Genomic DNA, 20,815 nt, shown 5'->3' with positions numbered 1-20,815 from the left:
ATACTTTATTTCGATAATTTAATATTGCTATTTTTGTAAAAAATAATACAATGGAATTAATAACACAAACTTGGCATTGGTCGGTTGCCGGTTTTCTCATAGCTGCTATCATGTTACTGCTCAATTATTTTGGTAAAGTATTCGGAATGTCTTCTAATTTGCGTTCACTTTGCTCAATGACTGGCGTTGGTAAAAAAGTCCCATTTTTTAATTGGGACTGGAAAGCGCAACGCTGGAATTTAGCGGTGGTTTTAGGTGCGATGCTTGGCGGTTATGTAGCGGTACATTTTTTAAGTGATGCTTCAAATGTTGACTTGAATCCGAAAACCATAGAACAACTTGCCGCGATGGGAATTGATGCGCCCTACGGAAAATTATTGCCCGATGCCTTATTTGGCAATCAAATATTCGAATCTCCAAAAATGATTAGTATACTATTGATTGGCGGATTATTAATCGGTTTTGGTTCGCGCTATGCTGGTGGTTGTACATCGGGTCATGCCATTGCCGGAATAAGTAATTTGCAATTGCCTTCTTTGAAAGCCGTTATTGGTTTTTTTATTGGTGGATTGATTATGTCGCATTTTATTTTACCCTTAGTATTCTAAATTATGAAGTACTTAAAATATATACTCGTTGGTTTCGCTTTCGGAATTGTATTGACCAAGGCAGAAGCTGTTTCTTGGTACCGAATTTATGAAATGTTCCAATTTCAATCGTTTCACATGTATGGTATTATCATGACCGCAATAGTTGTTGGGGTTATTGGCATCCAAATCATCAAAAGAAAACAGTTAAAAGACATCAATGGAAATCTTTTGATTGTGCAAGACAAAGAAAAAGGGAACGCTCGCTATTGGATTGGCGGAATCCTATTTGGATTGGGTTGGGCCATGGTTGGTGCTTGTCCTGGACCCATATTTATTATGCTTGGTGCCGGATTTATGAGCGTTGGTTTAATTTTAATCGGGGCTCTTTTAGGAACGTTTTTATATGGTGTTGTAAAAGACAAGTTGCCGCATTAGACTAGTCTATTTCCCATTCAACTTCAAAATTCCAAACGTAATACAAAATTGCGCCATCAAGTAGGTCAACATAATCCAAAATGTGGCCAATGGTATCGGTGTATTGAATTTATTAAGGGCCAAAATACTATCCGAAGTCACAAAGAAAACAGCACCGATGAGCACGATATATTTTGAATTATTTTGCCAATTAAAAGCGCCTTTTAACGCCATCACTACCATTATAGAAATCGTTACAGCATAAACGCTAACAGGAACTTTCAAATCGCCTAAGCTTGGTAATAGGACAGAAAGCAATTTCGCTAAGTAGACAAATACCAAGATAAGCCCAACCCAAAAGAGCGGTTTTTTGAAGTTTCTGTTTTCTGAATTTTGTGTTACGAAAAGAAAAATAAACAAAATATGTGCTATCAAGAAAGCAACTAATCCAAAGATGAAATATACTTCACCCTTATCGGCAAATAGTAAAATACAATCACCAATCCAAGAGAAAAGTAATGCCAACAGCAACCATTTTTTAGTTTCGAATTTTTCGCTTTTTACTGCGGCATAAAACAAAAACGGAATTAAAAACGGCTTTAAATACCAAGTTAACAAGTCATTTCTAGTAAGTAACACCATAGAATAAAGTATTCCAAAAACGACGAAGCCTTTTAACACGTTAGTGCTAGTGATCAAAGGAACGTGTCTTTTGTTTTTTATTGAATTCCACAATAACAAAATAAGAACTCATCGCCATCGATAACATAAAATACCCTACAAGAATCCAATTCGAAAAAGGAATTAGTTTTGACATGCCAAACCAATCACCAAAGTAATAGATAATTCCGATAGAAACGATAAATCGCAATCCTTCCCAAAACACGGAGAATTTTCGAGTGTCCATCAATTCGGTGTAGCTATAAACGGTCAGGAAAATGAATAATCCATACACAAAAATAGTAGGCAAACCAATCGTAGCAATGTTACCAAAAAGATAGCTTATCAATCCGAGCGTTACAAACAATTGCACCACAGACCAATACTTTAAAAGTGCTGAATGTTGGTGACCATATTTGTCAAAGCGATACACGTCAGTGATTTTAGCAACAGGATATTTTTCATCAACATCTTTCGGTCGCCAGCCTGTTGGTTTAAACCAAATGGTAAATTTGTCTATCCAGTTTTCGGCATGATAGGCATCATTTATCAGAAGCCATAAATGCTGAAAATTGATTCGGATGGGATTCCAAGTCTGCGCTGGTCGCGTAATTCCAAAAACGGGCGGAACCGTATCTAATTCTTCCTGAAAAGTACCAAACCATTTGTCCCAAAAAATAAAAATCTGCCCATGATTCTTGTCGATATATTCAGGGTTAATAGCATGATGCACCCGATGATGCGATGGGGTAACCATAATTTTTTCGAGAAAACCCAATTTGCCAATATATCTCGTATGATACCAAAACTGTAAAAACAAATGCAATGGCAACAAGATAGCAATGACTTTTGAAGGTATTCCGAGAACAGCAGCGGGTAATAATAAGAACGTAAATAAATTCACAAAGCTCGAAATCGGTTGACGCAAAGCACATGCTAAATTGAATTCTTCACTACTGTGATGAATGGCGTGTTTGTTCCAGAAGAAGTTGATTTGGTGCGCCCAACGGTGACTCCAATACCCATAAAAATCGATTACAAAAAAAGCAATTACATACGTAAGAATTGTAGCTTCAATAGTTAGGATTGCTAATTGCGTAACCATCCATCCATAAGAAATAATAGCAATACTCAAACCCAAAGCGTCTTTGACAGCATTGGTCATTCCGGAACTGATACTCGATATGCTATCCATCATTGGCGTATGATTGACACCTTTGAAATAGCCATAGGTTCTTTCAATAATGATTAAAAAAAGAAAAAACGGCATCGCAATCACTAATATTTTCCCGTATTCTTCCATAATTGTGCATTTGTTTTTTCGAGGTCAGTTTGCATTAATAAAGACTTGGATCAAATATAACAAATTCAGAAACAGTAATTATATTTTCAAAAAAGAAGTGTGTTTTATATTCTTTCCATTGGGATTGATTGACCTATCACGCCAATTAAATCATTTCCAGCAGCTTTAGTATAGTAAACGCTATTACAACTGGTATCATTGCTACAGAAAGTAGTAGCGCCTTATTATTAAATGGTTACTAAAAAGAAAAATAAAAAGCAATTAGGAGATTTTTTTTGAGGTTTACTTAATTTTAATAGAATAATTTATTGGCAATAAGTAATTTAGGTAAGGGTAACCAATTATAGTTATTTTAACGAATATGGTGTAAAATATAATAATCTCTTCATAGGATAGTTTTTCATTACTTTTAACAAAAAGAAAAAAGTTTAAAGCAAAAGACGCTAACATAATATAAATACTGTTTTTTTTTGTAAGAATTCTTTTTTACATTTACAACCTATTTTTACACAAGACTTTATGCCTCCTTTAAAATGATAAATACCATAAGATTCTTTTTTTTTCTAACCTTTGCGTCGATAACTCAAATTTATTCTCAAAGTTCTTGCCCAAATTCTGATTTTGAGTCCGGTACCCTTGGTGGATGGCAAGGTCAAACAGGTTCTTGTTGCCCAATAGTTACATCACCCTCAGGAATAGTTGCAGGAAGGCATACGATCATGACAGGTACTGGTACAGATCCTAATACGTGTGATGTTGTTCGTGTTGTTTCACCGGGTGGACTTTTCTCTGCCAGAGTTGGTAATGATCAAGCTGGTGCTCAGGCAGAAACACTTTCTTATATAATAACGGTTACACCATCATCGTCACTTTTTATTTATAAATATGCAGTAGTTTTAGAAGATCCAGGACATGATCCTACGGAACAGCCCCGTTTTCAGGTAAGGGTTTTGAACGCTGCAGGACAATTAATCGATCCCACATGTGGGCAATATACAGTGGTAGCGGGGGTCGGTTTAGCTGGATTCCAAACCTGTAATGCTGCTAGCGGAGAAGTGCGGTATCGAGATTGGACTACTGTAGGTCTGAATCTTAGTGCCTATCTAGGACAAAACGTCACCATCGAGTTCGAAACCGGCGATTGTTCTCCAGGGGCTCATTTTGGCTATGCTTACGTAGATGCTTACTGTTCTCCTCTTCAAATTGGAGCGACTTTTTGTACCGGTTCCTTTGCTGCACAACTTACAGCACCTATAGGTTTTAGTTATTTGTGGAATACAGGAGAAACAACACAAACGATATTAGTAAATAGTCCAGCCGCGGGATTAAACTACTCGTGTACTCTAACTTCAGTTACGGGTTGCACCGTAGTGATTTCAACAGTGCTTCAATTGGAAGATCCTACCGCAGATTTTACAATAACGAATACGTGCTTTAATAATGCCATTTTTGAGGATACTACGGTGTTAACCAATACCTCTTTATTGGACAGTTATCTTTGGGATTTTGGAGATGGAACCACATCTACGCTACAAAACCCTACCCATTCTTTTCCTGGAACGGGTACTTATACAGTTAAATTTACAACCTTTAATGCTTTTGGGTGTTCTACTTCGGCCACCAAAATTATTACAGTTTACAGTGCGCCAACGGCTCAAATTACCTATGGTCAAAACAATTTTTGTACATCTGACACCGCCCTAAAATCGATACAGCTAACGGGCACCGATTTATATACTGGAGGTGTCTATAGTATAGATGTTCCTGGATTAAGTTTTAATCCCAGTACCGCTGAGTTTACACCAAGCACTAGTGCGCCAGGAACCTATGTTATAACGTATACCATTCCAACAACAAATGGTTGTACGGTGCCTCCCGTTACCACTACAATAACCCTATTTTTAGCACCACAAGCTACGATAAACTATGGTGCAACTTCGTATTGTAATTTAATAAATTGGTCACAAAATGTTTCTTTAAATGGGATTGGAGTTATCACAGGCGGAACCTATACGGCAACGCCAGCGGGATTGGCTATTGACCCAACTTCGGGTTTTATAACACCCAGTGCTAGTTTAGGTGGAAATTATACCATAACGTATACTGTTCCTCCAAGTGGTGGTGTTTGTAGTTCCATAACAGCTACAACAACTGTTACAATTATTACGGCACCCACAGCCATAATACGTTATGCTACTCCTTATTGCGATTCGGTAACAACATCACAAGCTGTTACTTTGACGGGTACAGGAATTTTTGGTGTAGGTTTTTATGGTTCATTTCCATCAGGATTGCAATTAAATACAACTACAGGGGACATCATTCCATCTTTGTCAACTCCAGGAAATTATACCGTTGAATATACCATTCCAGCAGCTGGAGGATGCTCGGCCGTGACGGTTAGCACCACTGTTTCAATCACGCCTTTACCTACGGCGGCAATTAGTTACGCTGACCCCTTTTGCCGATCAATCACAACTCCTGAACCTGTATTATTAACTGGAACTGCAGCATACACTGGAGGTGTTTTTACAGCACCAAGTGGAGTTACAGTAAATAGTGCAACAGGCGGAATTACTCCTAGTAATAGTATTGCAGGAACACATCAAATTGTGTATGCTATCCCAGCTACATTGGGATGTACACCAGCTTCTGTAAATACAACAGTTACAATCCTTCCGCTTCCCGAACCCGTATTGACCAATTTTTCCATTTGTGAAGACCCGAGAGGATATGTTTTTAGGCCTGCGCTATTAGACACTACGTTGAGCGATCTGCTATACAGTTGTCAATGGTTTTTTAATGGCGCACCAATTCCAGGCGTAACATCGAATCAATATACCGCTTCTGCTCCTGGGAATTATTCCGTTTTAGTGACCAATATAGCAACAGGTTGTGTTTCTCCGCAGGCAACTTCTTCTGTTAGTACTGCAGTAACTGTTGAAGATTTTAGTACGTATGTGACAAATACCTTTGTAGACAACAACACATTAACCGTATTAGTGAGTGGAGGTACCGGACCGTATCTTTTTAGTATTGATGGCTTACCTTTTCAAGTTTCGAATGTTTTTACCCAACTGACACCTGGAATACATATCGTAAAAATAACGGATGTTAATAATTGCACCGATGTAAGCAAAGCCGTAATGGTCTTGGGATATCCTAACTATTTTACGCCAAATGGCGATGGGATTAATGATTATTGGAATATTTATTATTTTGATGCACAACCCAATGCTAAAATTTATATTTACGATAGGCATGGCAAATTGCTAAAGCAATTATCTCCACTCAGCAAAGGTTGGGATGGAACCTATAACGGTAATTTGATGCCCTCTACAGATTATTGGTTCTTAGTTGAATTTAAAGACTTTGACGAAAACGGAGTACTAGTTTGGCAAACTTTCAAAGCTCATTTTTCGATGCGACGGTAATTGTTTTTTTCGTTGATTAACATTTCATACTATGTAGAATTTATTCTATTTGCCTGTGCTGTCCCAGTCGCGCCTTAGCGGTGCTCCAAAAAATAATTGCACCCAACAGTATAAAAATAAAAAAACCGTTACAATTTAGGAACGGTTTTTTTATAAACGTTAGTCTTTATTAAAAAATATATCCTAACGATAATTGTATCACTCTATTAGTTACTTCGGCGTCTTTATTTGCTTGGGTTAACCCAGCAACATAACGTGCTTGAATCAAAAAATGTTCGGTAATATTATATCCTAAACCTCCAGCAACTGCAAAATCAAAAGTTTCCCCTTCGAATTGATCGGATACATTTTGATTTACTAAAAATGAGAACTGTGGTCCGGCTTCTAAACTAAATTTTTTACTAGTTAAATAAAATTTAGCCAATACCGGAACCGTTACATAGTTGTAATTAATGTCCTTTACAGCGGCATCATCAACTTTTGCACCTTGTGACGAATACAAAAGTTCCGGTTGTAAGGATAAATTTTCCAATAAGCTAATTTCCACCATACCTCCAAAATGGAAACTTGTATAGATAGAACTGTCAATATTATTACCTTCAAGACTAGAAAAATTTGCTCCTCCTTTGACGCCAAACTTCAACATTTGTGCATTTATAGCGTTTGCACTTAGTAAAACAATAAATAATATACATACTTTTTTCATAAATAAGTTTTTTAAAATTTATCAAAGATATAAAAAAACGGAACCCGTTGGGTGTTAATACATTTTTTAAATAGCACGAAGTCAGTCAGACTTCGGATCGGGGAGAACTTCGAAACGACATATTTTCCCAAAAGATAAAAATACTTGAGAAAGAAAAATGTGAATTTTGCAAATTTTTTCCTTTTGCTCCCGCGCGAATCTTTCGCGTGGTTATTTTAAAGCCAACATTTTAATTTACAACTACAGCATCAATAGGTACTTGTGAAAATACTATTTTATTGGACGTACCATGCGAAAGATTCGCGCGGGAGCGGTGGCTGTTTTTATTTTTTTATATACCGATCTGTATAATTTCCGTTTTTTAATTCTAAGATAGAATTTGTCTTATTTATAATCTCATATTTTGTTGTATCTATACTTGATGAGCCATTTCCAAGACTTTCAGATACCAAAATTAATTTTCCTTCTTCAGTCCACCATTTTTTATAAAGTAAAGTTGCCATATTGATGGATTCTGCCGTTCCATTATTTTTAAGTGTAAAACCTTGTACTTCTTTTTCATTGATGGGATTAGGTTGCACCCATGAACCTAACAAAAGATTTTTGAAATTTTCGATTTTTGGGTCGGAGTCTATTTCATTTGTTGTTTCTTGTTTTGATTTTTGATTACAAGAGAGGAATGTAAATACTAATAGAATTTTGATAGATAAAGCTTTTTTTGTCATTTTTTAGTTTTTTAATTATTCATATACACAATATAGTTTTTGTAATAGCTATCTTTATCATTTAAGGTTTGGTGATTGGCGGTTTCAAGTTTCTAGCGCAATTTTTTGGTCGATAAATTTACCGTTTTACTTCCCGCATTTTTGCACCAAATTTTGAAAGATTTGGTTTCAAAATTCGAGAATAAAACTACCGTCGCTCCCGCGCGAATCTTTCGCGTGGTTCTTAAAATCATCCTTAAGGGTATAACTTTAGCTATAAATTATTGTTTCTCGGATCTCTTTGCCGCTATTTTTTTACTAAGCCACGCGAAAGATTCGCGCGGCAGCGGGGATAGGATGGCGTAGCCAGTCGCTTTGTTCTAGTCGCGCGAGGACTGCAATTTAGTTAATTTTCATTCTGAATATATAGCTATATGAGGGATTTCCATCATTAGGATCGTAAGTTTTATTTGTAAAGATTGTATTTTCGTCGGCAAAGTGAATGTCTGAATTGTAGAATTCATAATATCCAAAAGATGGATATGTCAGAATAGTGTCCATCGTATCGAAATTGTAGAGTTTGCTTAAATCTGAAATATATTGATTCGAAGGACTACATGCCTTAATTAAGATATCGTTGAATTGACGTTCAATATTTAGATTGGCATCCAACTGATATTCATCCCAGAAAATATGATTACCAGCATCCGAAACAAATAAATTTGGATATGGATAGCCAACGCCGCCAGGAAACTGCGGAAATTGTGTTAAGTTGAGATAATTCCCCGTGGCCCAATTAGTAGTATTCATCATATACAGGTTTGAACTTGAAGTATCGCTGCCCATATAGAGAATATTGTTCAATGGATTATATGCCATTTGACCAAAAGTCAAACTGCTTTGAGCGGAAGTATAAAGGCCTGTCTGTGTGTTTATCATTTGGCCAGGTGACGCACTGTTATAGGGATTGGCATAAACCAAATTGTTAGTACCCGCCTCAATCTCGTCGAATCCATAACCGCTAGTATACGTTGTAATAGTTGTATAACTGAAGGTATTTAGATTTACCTTTAGGATATTATCGACTTGACGTCGAGTTAAATACATATATTGTCCATCAGGAGATACCGCGAGATCAGTACAGCGGAAATTTGGTAAAATATGGGACTCAATGCTAAAAGTATCAGTATTTATTACTATGACTCCATATTTATCTGCAACTTCATACAGATCCGCAGGAGTACATATTGCATATAACTTATGCCTTACCGGATCTTTTATCATTTTACGGATATAATAGGGAACATAAAGAAAATCGCCCGCTGTCTTCTTAACTATATTACTGCCTACGGTTTCAGTGGACAAGGCAGGATTACTTGTTTTAACAACAATCTGGTACGGGTGTTCATCCATGATATTGAAGGTCTCGCTATAATCATACTCAAGCGTGTTAACATCATTAATTTCTGCTACAGGTTGATTATCATCGTGATATATTAAGTAAGATACAAAATCACTACCTTCATATTTTGTCCAATTTAATCTCATCATCCTTCCTAGCCGTGGTGTTGCTTCCAATTTAATAACGTTAGAAACAGTGATAGAATCCTTCTGAATTAATTCGGAGTTATTTCCCAAATAAACTTCAAACGAAATTTTATGTAGCCCTTTGCTTAATGAGGTGCTAATCGTACTTTCAAAATTATTATCGGGGTGGCTTTCATACAATTCACCATCTATATCGCTGATCCATTTGACCCTTAGATTATTTGGAGAAACATTTACTTCTCCTGAAAATTCTATTTTTCCTTTAAAGTTTTTTTGGTCTGCAGGAATTTCATAGACTCCATAATCGCCATTGTTGTGAAAAGAATAGTCTCTTTCCTTTAGCGGCATGATGATGCCAACATCAATATTCTCTTGCACTTCTTCAAAACTAGGTGCACTTTCCTCAGGACTACATCCAACAGCAATTAATAATACTAATGCAAAGTAAAAATAAGATTTCATAAGCTGATATATTTTATTATTTTTTTTATTTTCGTATTTTGGAAATATTTTTGCAAGCATCTATATTGTGCGTTCGCTTTTTCTTTTTTATTTCAGTATTTACAGTTATTTTCATTTTTTTTTCTGCGTATCTTTAATTTAAGCTAATATCGGCTTTTTTGAAAACTTCTTTCAATTCTTCACTAATTTCAAACGATTTAAGTGGTGGAACATTTGCACCGCCTGGATTTCCAATTGGTATTTTACCAACAAATGATTTTACACCTCCGAAAATTAAGCGAGGAATTTGTCCAATAACTTCTTTACTATTTTTAATTTTCAACCCAAATTTTAACATTTTCCAATGCACTTCCGTGTGTGCAAAAGGATATTTTTGAACAATTATATGAGCTCTTTCTAAATGATTCCACGCAACATTTAAGTTTCCTTTATTTAATTCAATTTCGTAGTTCTCCAATTCTATTTTATAAAATGGATTTAATTTTTTCGGAACTGATGTAAAAAATTTCATAATATTCAACTTTAAATTTTATTTGATTTGTATTTCGGCTTTCTGTCGCTCGAAAGTGACGCACAACTACCTTACAGTCGCATATTCTAAATACATAAACCCTATTTGGTAATATTTACATCTTTATTCCCCTTTCTATTTTCAAAAATACTATAATTTTCAATATACCTTGTCAAAGTTCAAAACGTTGACAATGTTGTGGTTTTCTATTTTATTGCTCCGAAGTCGAGACTTCGGAGAGCGGGGGTTCGTTGTTTTTGAGTTAATATTATTGTGTCATATTTAAAAGTTGCTAATACTATTTAGCTTTGGAAATAGCCATTTTAATTGCAAGTCCTGTTAGAACACTTGCCATAAACCATTTTTGTGCTTTTACCCAAGATGGATTTTTGTCAAAAAATAATGCAGCTTTCGATGCTGTTAATACAATAAAAAAATTGATACTGAAACTAACAAATATTTGAGTAGATCCGAGTTGTAAACTTTGTGTCATAATTGAGCCGTATTCAGGTTTTATGAACTGTGGGAAAAATGACAAATAAAATACAGCAACTTTTGGGTTGAGTACGTTAGTTAGAAAGCCAATAGTGAATAGTTTTTTTGGTTTGTCATGTGGCAAATCTGTATTTGTTTCATAGATGTTTTTACTGTTAGGTTTTATGGCTTGGTATGCCAAGTATAAAAGATAAAAAACACCTAATGCTTTCAATAATGAATAAGCAAAAGGTATTGCGAAAAGCACTGCTGTAAGTCCAAAGGAAACCATAATTATATGGAACACAAAGCCACAAATTACTCCAATAAGTGAAATTAACCCTGCTTTCTTTCCTTGTGTTATGGAACGAGAAATTAAGTAAATCATATTTGGTCCCGGGCTGATAACAAGAACCAATGCCGCTAATGCGAAAAGTAGAATGTCATTAAATGGTATCATATTTTTTCTTTTTTAGTGTTTTCTATGCAGTCGGTACAATGACCGCTAACATGTGAATAAGCGCAACAAACTTTCGTCAATCTACCCAAATTGTGATATATAGCAGATTGTCTTTTCCCCTTTCTATCCCCAAAAATAGTATAATTTTCAATATACCTTGTCACAGTTCAAAAGGTTGATAACAATGTACTTTTCTATTTTATTGCTCCGCAGGGCAACTTCTTGAGGGGGTAACTATCACGCGATAGGAATGCTACGCCAGTCGCTTTGCGTTAGTCGCACGGGAAAACTCTAACTGTTAGCGGTTGTTTTTCTTTATCTTATCCAAAACGGTTCGGTTAGATAGAAAACAGTATCTATAAAATATAAAACTTCATTTCTTGTCAAAACATTTTCATCATGTAAATCTTCCAGTATAATTCCTAATTCGGGATTGATGTAATCGTTGTTACGATTGTTTTCAAAACCATTTAGAGTTAAAAATTCTTTGACTTGATTTAAATCTGTATTGGCAGTTATTGCAACATAAGATTGTTGAACAACTGCATATACAATATGATTATCTTTTGTAAAACCAATTAATTTGTAAGCTGTATCTGGAAAGAAGTAATTGTGCAATAGCAAATTGTATAAGTAATCTTTCCAAGTATTGTAATAAATGCTATCATTTAGTTTAAGTACATTTTCAGTGTCCTTCAAATACACTTTTTGTTCAGCACCTTCGCTAATGTATTGAGTTAAATCAATAGCTATCCAAAGATTTTTTTTCAGAAATATAACTTTCTAATCTCTTTGTTTCTTGTTTTTTGAAGTGCTTTTCGTCTTCAATGATTGTGCTTGATGACGCGCCATCGTTAAGGTAACTGGCGATTGATTGGATAATTGTTCCAAACCTAACTTGGCTCTTTCCCGAAAGGACATTGTGTAATTCATGTTTCAAATGATTTTGCATCAACAAATATAAACAAACTTTTTAGTTATTGAAAAATCGTTGATTGTCTATGTTTTTTCAAAATATCCTCGATAGCGCCTGGTAACTCCGACTGTTTATTCCCCTTTCTATCCCCAAAAATACTATAATTTTCAGTATACCTTGTCACAGTTCAAAAGCTTGATAACATTGTACTTTTCTATTTTATTGCTCCGCTGGGCGACTTCTTAGATCGGGAGTAACTACCACGAGATAGGAATGCTACGCCAGCCGCTTTGCTCTAGTCGCACGGGAGCGGGGGAGGGGGGCAGTTTTTATTTTAAAATTTTTTCGTAATCCTCTGGTTTTGTTTTTGCAAAGAAATATTTCGTTCCAGTCATGTCTATAAAATTATCAAATTTTGCATTCTTAACTTTATAGTATTTTCCATCAACGATAACATTTCCCCCAAACCCGCAATCATATCCATCTTTTGCAGTCTTAATAGTTAATTTATCTTTAGTAAAAACAAGTGTAAAACTGCAAGGATTTTCATTCTCTTCATACTTAACATAGTATATTACTTTATTAGATTTTATTTTAACTCTGGCATACAGATTACCCATGTTGTAAGATGGAGCTCCTCTAGAAATATCTATGTAAAATAAGATAGAATTATCAGATTCTGGGTATATAGTTATTTGTCCAGTTGGACCTTTTTCTGGACTGTCTCCATATTTATAAACTCCAGCGAATTTAGCTGTTTGAAGATTATTGTCTCCTATATCTTTTTTATTGTTTTTTTGGCAACTTAAGTTTAGGAAAGCTATCAAAATAATTATAAAATCAATTGAATTTTTTTTCATCTATTTTTCTATTTAAACGGTTTTAAAACTTGCACACAACTACCTCATAGTCCCATTTTCTAAATATCTATACACCCTATTTGGTAAGATATTTGCATGTTTATTTCCATTTTTATTTTCAAAAATACTATAATTTTCAATAAACGTTGTCAAAGTTCAAAAGGTTGACAACGTTGAGGTTTTCTATTTTATTGCTCCGCTAAGCGACTTCTTAGAGCGGGAGTAACTACCACGAGATAGGAATCGCTCGGGAGCGGTCAACATTTTAATTTACTACTACAGTATAAATACATACTTGTAAAATACTATTTTTTTGGACTTACCATGCGAATGATTCGCGTTGGAGAAACCACTTTTGTATGCCTTTTATTTCTCAATATTTATAGTTGGAAACATTTCTTTAAGTTTTGGCAAATCTCTTTCAGATTTATCATTTACTTCATATGATTGGTCATACAAACAATTAATTTCACCAATATATTTTATTTTCCCTTTCTCTATTTCAAATGGAACATCAAGTTTGTAAGTCATTGTCTCAGCATATTGAACACCATTACTAAATGTAGTCCTTGCGTAGAATTTGTATTTTCCTTTTACTTTTTTGATTTTAAAATAATGGACCGCTTTATTACCGTCAAACAAATCAGGTTCAAAATGAACATACCAAGTTTGTGGAGGTACAATACTAACAACGCTTAATTTAACACCTGGTGAGATATTTTCTTCTCCGTAAAAAAAACGGGCAGCATTAGTGTAATTACGTTTGTCAATAGTTATTGCGCCTATTACAATTCCTTCTTCTCCAGACATTTCAATATTTTTAGGAATTTCTGTTGATGGAAGCTTTACGGATACGCAAGAGTGAAACAAAAGTGTTATTATAATCAGAATTGGATAAATTGTATTATTTTTTTTCATTTTTAAAGTTTTATTTTCTTTTTTGCAGTTGGTGCTACATTGCCAACAACTTGTCTAAAACAGAAACATTATTTCTCAAAACTAATCTAAAAGAATTTTAGATACAGCGGTTTACTTCACTTTTTCTTTCTCAAAAATAAGATTTAATTCTTACAAATCTTCGGAAGGATTGGTTAAGTCAATTTTTTAGGTGTAGTAGAGAGGAAAATTGTTAATCTTCTTCAAAAAAGTCATTATCTAATTCTTTTATTTCATAAACAGTTTTTACTTGAGCCCCCGTCGCTCCAGCGCGAATCTTTCGCGTGGTTCTTAAAATCATCCTTAAGGGTATAACTTTAGCTATGAATTATTGTTTCTCGGATCTCTTTGCCGCTATTTTTTTACTTAGCCACGCGAAAGATTCGCTCGGCAGCGGGGGGAAGTAACTACTATGCGACAGGAATGCTACGCCAGTCGCTTTGCTATAGTCGCGCGGCAGGGGGGGCTATGCTTCACGTAACAATTCTTCCACTTGAATTTTTAGGTCTGGTAATTCTCGGCAAACAATTGTCCAAATAACTTCGTCCGAAATATTGTCATAGCTGTGGATTATTCTATTTCTCGTACCAATAATATTCTTAGCATTTTTCAACTGAAAGTTATTGTCTTCTTTTAAAATTCTACTGACAGCTTCTCCTATAATTTCTAGGTTTCTTTCTACAGCTTTTTTTGTCTTAAGGTCGGACTTGTAAACTATGAAATCTCTACTCTCACCAAGAAATAGAAAAATTTTCGACAATACTCTGATGGATGTCAACGAGCCAAGTTTTAATTTTAATATCCATATATTTTAATCTTGGTATTCTCGAGTTGTTGTCTAAATATTCTGTTTCTTATGGCTCTCTCCTCCAATAAATCAACTTGTCGTTTTAGTATTTCTTCTAGTTTCGATTTCAACCCGAAATAAAGGTCTGTGTATTTAAATGGATCTTTCTCATCAAAGTCTACAATTAAATCTACGTCTGAGTTTTCATTAAAGTCTTCTCTCGTAACTGAACCAAAGGCAAAGAGTGACTTAACATTGCTGGCTTTACAAAGTTCTTGAATTTGCTTTATTTTAGGTTCTTCAATTTTCATGCTCAAATGTAACTCATTTCAATCAAATGTCAAAATTGTATTGGTTATAACGTTCCCGTGGCTTCAAGAAGTGGCGGATAATCCCCATCAATATTTCATTCTCCCGATACTTCGGGAAAGGAGGAATCTCATTAGTTACTCTTTTTATGTGATTTCTCCAGTTGGTCGATATGACTGTCTATTTTAGTTATCCGCATTGCAAATGCAACCATTTTGTTTTAGTTTAAGTAGGTACTCGTCACAGACGAGCACCAGTTGTGAGAGGATCTCCCTGTCAGTTTATGGCAAGTCTACTCGATTGGTAACTGGCAATTTATTTATTACGCTTTATTTTGATTGGATTTTGACGAGTATCAAAAACGTCAGCAATTTTTATGAGTTGCTGTTCTATATCGACTGAATAGATGATTTTGTAATTGCCACAAACTATATATTTGTAATTATCATTTCTATCAATCAATAATTCTTCATATTGAAACATTTCTGAATTTTCTATAAGTCTATTGGGTTCTGCTAAAATGTTTTGAAGTATTTTTTCAGCGACTTTTCTACTTGCATTTTCAATATAATATTCGAAAATTTTGTCAAGTTCACTTTCAGCAAAATTAGACCAAACTATTTTATAACTCATGAATTGTATTTCCTTAAAAGCTCGGAAGTACTTTTATAGCGACCGTTTTTAAAATCATTTTCTGATTTATCAATTCTTTCGTTGAATTCTTTTATTGACATAGGTTTAAAACTTTGCTCTTGTTCTAATTCACTAGTAGATTTCATTTTCAATAAATTTTCAAATTGAGAAATAACTTCTTCACTTTGTAGTTTAAGGAACGCTTGCACAAATTCTATTTTTCTACTTTGTATATCCATGACAAAAATATTTTTATCAAAATTACGAATTATATCAAATAAGACGTTTCATTTTACGTTTTTTTTGCTTGCTACCAACGACAGTTCTTCTAAAAACCCTCCATCCGAACTGATTTTAATTAATTATGAAGTCAATATATAGGTTTTACGGAACAATAAAAACCTTTTTTATAAAATGGCAACTGAGATTCCTCTCTCGTCCCAGAAGACGAGACGGAATGACAAGTAAACCCTTAATTTAAGGACATTGTTAGCGGGAGCGAGGGAACTCATCACAGACGAGCACTAGTTGGGATACTGAAATAGTTTTCAAGGATTCGTCTCAATGTATTTTGAATCGTAATACCTGAATTATTTTCCCATTCTTTTATTTCTCTCCATAGTAATTCATAGGATGATTGTATAGGATTATTTATTCCATAGAAATGAATGGTAGAAGTTTCTATTTTATCTCATACATTTTTTTAAGTGTTTCGTCAATGTTGTTCGTCAAAATAGTTGGTTTGTAATTTTCTCTTGGTGTTCCGTTTATATGATAAAGTCGTTCCGTTGGAATTTGAAAACCAATATTTGTTTCTGACATCATAAAACCATTTATTGCTCCTAACAAACCTGCCATTTCAGTTCCAATAATTTTTGCTATTTTCATACCGTCAAAACCAATAGCAATTCCTTCTCCCATACTTCCTGTCCAATGTCCAACTAATATAAAAACATTTCCTTTAAATTGAATTTTTCTTGGTGTAACATATTCAACCCATTTTCTTTTTGTGTCAAATTCTTTTTCGTCAAATTCGTGTTGTTGGTAAGGCAATGTTTTATTTATAAATCGTCCCATTATGCACCTTGCAACTGTCGAATTTCCGCCACTTGGTGTTTGTGTTAAGTCAATTACTAAATTTTGGTATTGTAAAATACTATCAATGGCTTTGTCAAATTCTTCAATGGTATTATTGTTACCCAATGCGTCATTTATTTTAATGTATGCTGTTGTATTATTTAGAATTTTTGCTTCAACCAAATTTTTATTTTCGGTTAATTTCAAACTATCTGGGTTGATATTAATTTGATTTCCATTTCTCCTTATTGTAATTTGTCGCTTTATGTTATGTGTCCCTGCAAATAGCATATTGATTGCATACTTATACATTTTGTCTGTATGTTGAGTTGTATATTTTGGCAAAAACTGTACAACTTGTTCTGCAACTGGTTTGCCATTAAAAAGCAAAATTTCATCTCCAATTTTCAGACCTGATTTTTCTGCTCTAAATTCTTTTTTCAAATCTGTTATGATAAATTTCTCATTCTGTTTTTGCACAAACATATCTTGTCCACTTGGAATTATCCTGTTTGATGAATTCAAGTTTGTGTTTAATGAAATATGTCCATTATGAAACTCGTTTATTATATTCTCTAAAAAACGAATAAAATCATTATCGTTTGTTATTTCGATTATTTGCGGCTGATAAATTTCTTTTACTTTCTGCCAATTTATTTGTTGCTGGTCAAAATAAGCATAGTTATTATTTATGTCGTTCCAAAATTCATTAAAATCCTTTTCATATTTTGTCTGTCCAAAAGTTACGTTGGAAATAAGTATTGTCAAAATGGTTATAAAAATTTTCATTCTATTTTGTCTATTGAAGTGTGGAATTTCGCCAAAATAGCCACTAACATTCCTAAATACTCGTAATAACTTAAGTATATCTACCCCAATTTGGGGGTATAAGCGAATATTTATTCTTTTTTTACTTTCAAAAATAATACTAATTTTTTGAAATAAACTTTGTCAAAGTTCAAAACGTTGATAACGTCTTGTTTTCTATTTTATTGCTCCGCAGGGAGACTTAGGAGAGCGGAATTTCTATTGTAGTTATACGCATTGCAAATGCTATGATTTTTGTTCTAATTTAAGTAGGTACTCGTCACAGACGAGCACCAGTTGGGGTATCAATGGTCGTCGATTTAAATCGATCAAGTAGGCTTGGGAATTCTCCTTCCATTTAAGTTTGGTTTAGGTAGTGCTTGTAACGGCTGTTGTAATGTTTATAATGTATTATTGTAAATTTATGGGAACGGCATAACTAACTCTAACTTCTTTTCCGATAGCGCGGATTTGCAATCCGTGCCCACATAGATTATAAATAAAAGTACAGTCAACGCTATATTTTTTTATTGGTATAGTAATCAATAAATTAAAGTTCAATATTATTACTGGCACGGATTGCAAATCCGCGCTATCGGGTCGAAATGACTGTTTATTTTAGTTATCCGCATTACAAATGCTACCATTTTTGTTTTAATTTAAGTAGGTACTCGTCACAGACGAGCACCAGTTGGGGTTCCGAAGGGCAACTTCGTAGAGCGGGAGTAACTACCACGCGATAGGAATCGCGCGGGAGCAGGCGATTTTTAATCTTGTGGATAAAAGTCTTCCAAGTTCATTCATAATTTTGTATATTTTGACTTTGTAAAGATACCTAAAATTCTGATTTTATTTATATGACTTTTAACACTAACAATATTTTAACGGGCAAAGATACCGAACGTTATTTTGATTTGAATAAGGCCTTTTTGAATTTCCTGAACTGTTTACTTATACTGAAACTAGTGATAGAAGCATTGAAAACGTAGGTGCTACATTTCTAGAAATGTTACTTGCCCATATTCTTTTGGCATTTTTATCTGAATGTAAAAAAGAGGTTGAAAGGTTACAGGATTATAATCATCCATTGGGAATCTTTAACAACAAAATTACGATGTGCTACTACCTTGTTTTGATTGATAAAACCATCAAAGAAGATTTAACGCTGGCGAACAAAATTCGCAACAAATTTGCTCATGATCTAGCGATGTATTTTGATAGTAAGCTTTTACAATCATGGTGCCGTGAATTAAAAAGGCACAAGATTTCTTTAACTCCATTTCATCCTAATGACGCTACGAATCGCGATTTATCTCAAGTTTGGGTGCACCAACATATCAGGTATCTTAACGGGTGTGTCAGTATAGCAAGAAACCAAAAACGCCCTCTTTCACATAACTTTAAATAAGGTAGTACATACATTATAAAACATCGGAATTTTAATAATTTTTTGTTTAAATTTACCCACGTTATCAAAACAATTATGAGCAAAATTAGAATTAGAAATTTCGGACCTATCAAGACAGGGTTGCAAGTTAGCGAGGGATGGCTTGAAATTAAACGTGTTACCGTTTTTATAGGTAATCAAGGTTCGGGAAAAAGTACTGTCGCAAAGTTAATTTCTACCATAGTTTGGATTGAAAAAGCTTTAGTGAGAGGTGATTTTACTTCGTTGACAAAGGAAGAATTTAAGATTCACTGCTCTTACCAAAACATCGGATCTTACTTTAAAGATACTACCGAGATTGAATACCACGGAAAGGCTTTTAGCATTCGTTATGATATTAATAGCGATGATGTATTTATTAAAAGAAATCTCATGAATGGTTATTCCTTTCCAAAAATTATGTACGTGCCAGCAGAGAGAAATTTGGTTGGTTCGGTTAGAAATGTGAGAAACTTAAAAGGCCTGCCTAGCACGCTTTATACCTTTGCTGATGAATATTTTGATGCCCTGGATGAGATTGATTCTTTGGACGGAATGGTAGATTTACCTATCAATAATGCCCAACTTGAATATGAAAAGTTTAGCAATATCGTTAGAATAAAAGGTAAAGATTATACTGTTAACCTTACTGAAGCTTCAAGTGGCTTTCAATCATTTGTACCGCTTTATATGGTCAGTTCGTATTTGGCAGATTCTCTTTTTAGAAAGCGTGACCATTCTACCAAACATACTAGTCTAGAGGAAGAAAGGAATCTGTTTTTACAGGTACAGGATATTATGAGTGATCCAACATTGTCTGAGGATGTGAAACGAGCACAGTTACAACTATTATCAGCGCAACGCAGTTATTCTGCCTTTTTGAATATCGTCGAAGAACCAGAACAAAACCTTTTCCCAACTTCGCAACGGGAGGTGCTTAATACTCTTGTGCGCTTTAGCAACCAAAATGATAATAACAAATTAGTTATAACAACTCACAGCCCCTATCTTTTAAATTACCTAACCCTAGCAGTGAAAGCGCATACGCTGGTTAAAAGACTAAATAGTAATGATTATGATATGCTTCGAAAAGTGCAGCAAATTGTACCCATTATATCGGTCTTAAATGGCGATGATCTTGTAGTATATGAGATGGAAGAGGCAGAAGGAACTATTTCGCTGTTAGAGGATTATCATGGGATGCCTTCGGACGACAACAAACTTAATGAACGACTTGGCGAAACTAATGAGCTTTTTGCAAGGCTACTGGAAATACAGCAAAAGTTATGAGTTTAAATTTTATGGATGCAGGATGCCAAACGCACTCCAGCAGGAAAAAATTTGGATTATGTGATGATCCGCCACCTGCCATAAACCCAGCCTATATTGATGAAGCTAATGGTGCAAAATGGATAGCAGTAGTGATTAATGAGTATGAATACTATTGTACTTTTACTGCGGTGGACAATTGTATAGATGTTCGAAAGCCAAGTGGAAAACCAGAAAAGCGTTGTGAAGGAATCCTTTCGTATAATGACACTATCATTTTTGTTGAATTAAAGCAACGGGGAGCATTGGGACCCGATTGGGTTAAGACTGCGGAAGAACAAATTAGGGTTACGATTGGTCATTTTGAACGAACCGATGCTGCAGAAGATTTTACCGAAAAGAAAGCTTATATAGCCAACAGTGAACATCCTAAGTTTAAAGAAAGCCAAACGGAACGGATGGAAAAGTTTGCACAAGAAACCGGCTATATTCTTCGAATTGAGAATAGAATAATTCTCCTATAAATATA

At 34.5% G+C, this 20,815-nt stretch carries 23 protein-coding genes; 6 read left to right on the top strand and 17 right to left on the bottom strand.

Annotated elements, in window-relative coordinates; genetic code table 11:
- Nucleotides 1-50 precede the first annotated feature (50 nt).
- Nucleotides 51-608, top strand: coding sequence for a YeeE/YedE family protein (locus tag ACIQ2L_RS11625; RefSeq protein ID WP_396158960.1), 558 nt, complete (start codon nucleotides 51-53; stop codon nucleotides 606-608).
- Between the two features lie 3 nt (nucleotides 609-611).
- On the top strand, nucleotides 612-1,025 hold the full coding sequence (locus ACIQ2L_RS11620) for a DUF6691 family protein (RefSeq protein WP_396158958.1): 414 nt from the start codon (nucleotides 612-614) through the stop codon (nucleotides 1,023-1,025).
- Between the two features lie 6 nt (nucleotides 1,026-1,031).
- Here the strand turns inward: ACIQ2L_RS11620 and ACIQ2L_RS11615 are convergent, their stop codons facing one another.
- The gene (locus tag ACIQ2L_RS11615) at nucleotides 1,032-1,646 is read right to left on the bottom strand and encodes a lysoplasmalogenase (protein WP_396158956.1); all 615 of its coding nucleotides are present in this window, start codon (nucleotides 1,644-1,646) and stop codon (nucleotides 1,032-1,034) included.
- A 46-nt stretch (nucleotides 1,647-1,692) separates the two neighbouring features.
- On the bottom strand, nucleotides 1,693-2,967 hold the full coding sequence (locus tag ACIQ2L_RS11610) for a sterol desaturase family protein (RefSeq protein ID WP_396158954.1): 1,275 nt from the start codon (nucleotides 2,965-2,967) through the stop codon (nucleotides 1,693-1,695).
- A 533-nt stretch (nucleotides 2,968-3,500) separates the two neighbouring features.
- Here ACIQ2L_RS11610 and ACIQ2L_RS11605 point away from each other — a divergent pair.
- A complete protein-coding gene (locus ACIQ2L_RS11605; RefSeq protein ID WP_396158952.1) occupies nucleotides 3,501-6,401 on the top strand; it encodes a T9SS type B sorting domain-containing protein in 2,901 nt (966 codons plus the stop codon).
- 169 nt (nucleotides 6,402-6,570) lie between these two features.
- Here the strand turns inward: ACIQ2L_RS11605 and ACIQ2L_RS11600 are convergent, their stop codons facing one another.
- The 15 genes from ACIQ2L_RS11600 to ACIQ2L_RS11530 form a co-directional block, all read right to left on the bottom strand.
- Nucleotides 6,571-7,107 (bottom strand): porin family protein, encoded by a 537-nt coding sequence (locus ACIQ2L_RS11600; protein ID WP_396158950.1) that lies wholly within the window; start codon nucleotides 7,105-7,107, stop codon nucleotides 6,571-6,573.
- A gap of 323 nt (nucleotides 7,108-7,430) precedes the next feature.
- Nucleotides 7,431-7,832, bottom strand: a complete 402-nt coding sequence (locus ACIQ2L_RS11595) for a lipocalin family protein (RefSeq protein WP_396158948.1) — start codon at nucleotides 7,830-7,832, stop codon at nucleotides 7,431-7,433.
- Nucleotides 7,833-8,213: 381 nt separating this feature from the next.
- The gene (locus tag ACIQ2L_RS11590) at nucleotides 8,214-9,821 is read right to left on the bottom strand and encodes a hypothetical protein (RefSeq protein ID WP_396158946.1); all 1,608 of its coding nucleotides are present in this window, start codon (nucleotides 9,819-9,821) and stop codon (nucleotides 8,214-8,216) included.
- Between the two features lie 133 nt (nucleotides 9,822-9,954).
- Nucleotides 9,955-10,332 carry a DUF3703 domain-containing protein gene (locus ACIQ2L_RS11585; RefSeq protein WP_396158944.1) on the bottom strand — a complete coding sequence of 126 codons (378 nt, stop codon included), beginning with the start codon at nucleotides 10,330-10,332 and terminating at the stop codon, nucleotides 9,955-9,957.
- 298 nt (nucleotides 10,333-10,630) lie between these two features.
- Nucleotides 10,631-11,266: a LysE family translocator gene (locus ACIQ2L_RS11580; RefSeq protein ID WP_396158942.1), complete on the bottom strand. Its 636-nt coding sequence runs from the start codon at nucleotides 11,264-11,266 to the stop codon at nucleotides 10,631-10,633.
- Nucleotides 11,267-11,581: 315 nt separating this feature from the next.
- Nucleotides 11,582-11,995 (bottom strand): hypothetical protein, encoded by a 414-nt coding sequence (locus tag ACIQ2L_RS11575; RefSeq protein ID WP_396159049.1) that lies wholly within the window; start codon nucleotides 11,993-11,995, stop codon nucleotides 11,582-11,584.
- Between the two features lie 54 nt (nucleotides 11,996-12,049).
- The gene (locus ACIQ2L_RS11570) at nucleotides 12,050-12,199 is read right to left on the bottom strand and encodes a hypothetical protein (RefSeq protein WP_396158940.1); all 150 of its coding nucleotides are present in this window, start codon (nucleotides 12,197-12,199) and stop codon (nucleotides 12,050-12,052) included.
- A gap of 312 nt (nucleotides 12,200-12,511) precedes the next feature.
- Nucleotides 12,512-13,042, bottom strand: coding sequence for a hypothetical protein (locus tag ACIQ2L_RS11565; protein ID WP_396158938.1), 531 nt, complete (start codon nucleotides 13,040-13,042; stop codon nucleotides 12,512-12,514).
- A 366-nt stretch (nucleotides 13,043-13,408) separates the two neighbouring features.
- Nucleotides 13,409-13,960 carry a hypothetical protein gene (locus ACIQ2L_RS11560; RefSeq protein WP_396158936.1) on the bottom strand — a complete coding sequence of 184 codons (552 nt, stop codon included), beginning with the start codon at nucleotides 13,958-13,960 and terminating at the stop codon, nucleotides 13,409-13,411.
- 484 nt (nucleotides 13,961-14,444) lie between these two features.
- A complete protein-coding gene (locus ACIQ2L_RS11555) occupies nucleotides 14,445-14,756 on the bottom strand; it encodes a DUF86 domain-containing protein (RefSeq protein WP_396158934.1) in 312 nt (103 codons plus the stop codon).
- Between the two features lie 17 nt (nucleotides 14,757-14,773).
- Nucleotides 14,774-15,076, bottom strand: a complete 303-nt coding sequence (locus ACIQ2L_RS11550; RefSeq protein ID WP_396158932.1) for a nucleotidyltransferase family protein — start codon at nucleotides 15,074-15,076, stop codon at nucleotides 14,774-14,776.
- A gap of 313 nt (nucleotides 15,077-15,389) precedes the next feature.
- A complete protein-coding gene (locus tag ACIQ2L_RS11545) occupies nucleotides 15,390-15,707 on the bottom strand; it encodes a type II toxin-antitoxin system RelE/ParE family toxin (RefSeq protein ID WP_396158930.1) in 318 nt (105 codons plus the stop codon).
- Nucleotides 15,704-15,946 carry a hypothetical protein gene (locus ACIQ2L_RS11540; protein ID WP_396158928.1) on the bottom strand — a complete coding sequence of 81 codons (243 nt, stop codon included), beginning with the start codon at nucleotides 15,944-15,946 and terminating at the stop codon, nucleotides 15,704-15,706. The genes ACIQ2L_RS11545 and ACIQ2L_RS11540 overlap by 4 nt, the downstream gene beginning before the upstream one ends.
- A gap of 272 nt (nucleotides 15,947-16,218) precedes the next feature.
- The gene (locus tag ACIQ2L_RS11535; RefSeq protein WP_396159047.1) at nucleotides 16,219-16,377 is read right to left on the bottom strand and encodes an AAA family ATPase; all 159 of its coding nucleotides are present in this window, start codon (nucleotides 16,375-16,377) and stop codon (nucleotides 16,219-16,221) included.
- 11 nt (nucleotides 16,378-16,388) lie between these two features.
- On the bottom strand, nucleotides 16,389-17,573 hold the full coding sequence (locus tag ACIQ2L_RS11530; protein WP_396158926.1) for a S41 family peptidase: 1,185 nt from the start codon (nucleotides 17,571-17,573) through the stop codon (nucleotides 16,389-16,391).
- Between the two features lie 1,024 nt (nucleotides 17,574-18,597).
- Between ACIQ2L_RS11530 and ACIQ2L_RS11525 the strand changes: the two genes are divergently transcribed.
- The 3 genes from ACIQ2L_RS11525 to ACIQ2L_RS11515 all read left to right on the top strand — a co-directional run bounded on the left by ACIQ2L_RS11525 (nucleotide 18,598) and on the right by ACIQ2L_RS11515 (nucleotide 20,810).
- A complete protein-coding gene (locus tag ACIQ2L_RS11525) occupies nucleotides 18,598-18,999 on the top strand; it encodes a hypothetical protein (RefSeq protein WP_396158924.1) in 402 nt (133 codons plus the stop codon).
- Nucleotides 19,000-19,074: 75 nt separating this feature from the next.
- Nucleotides 19,075-20,307 (top strand): AAA family ATPase, encoded by a 1,233-nt coding sequence (locus tag ACIQ2L_RS11520; RefSeq protein WP_396158922.1) that lies wholly within the window; start codon nucleotides 19,075-19,077, stop codon nucleotides 20,305-20,307.
- Complete coding sequence (locus tag ACIQ2L_RS11515; RefSeq protein WP_396158920.1) at nucleotides 20,304-20,810, top strand: hypothetical protein; 507 nt, start codon at nucleotides 20,304-20,306, stop codon at nucleotides 20,808-20,810. Before ACIQ2L_RS11520 ends, ACIQ2L_RS11515 begins: the two co-directional genes overlap by 4 nt.
- The last annotated feature ends 5 nt before the right edge of the window (nucleotides 20,811-20,815 follow it).

Source organism: Flavobacterium sp. (assembly GCF_044369455.1).
Lineage (GTDB): Bacteria > Bacteroidota > Bacteroidia > Flavobacteriales > Flavobacteriaceae > Flavobacterium.
This window is presented reverse-complemented; position numbering and strand designations above follow the sequence as displayed.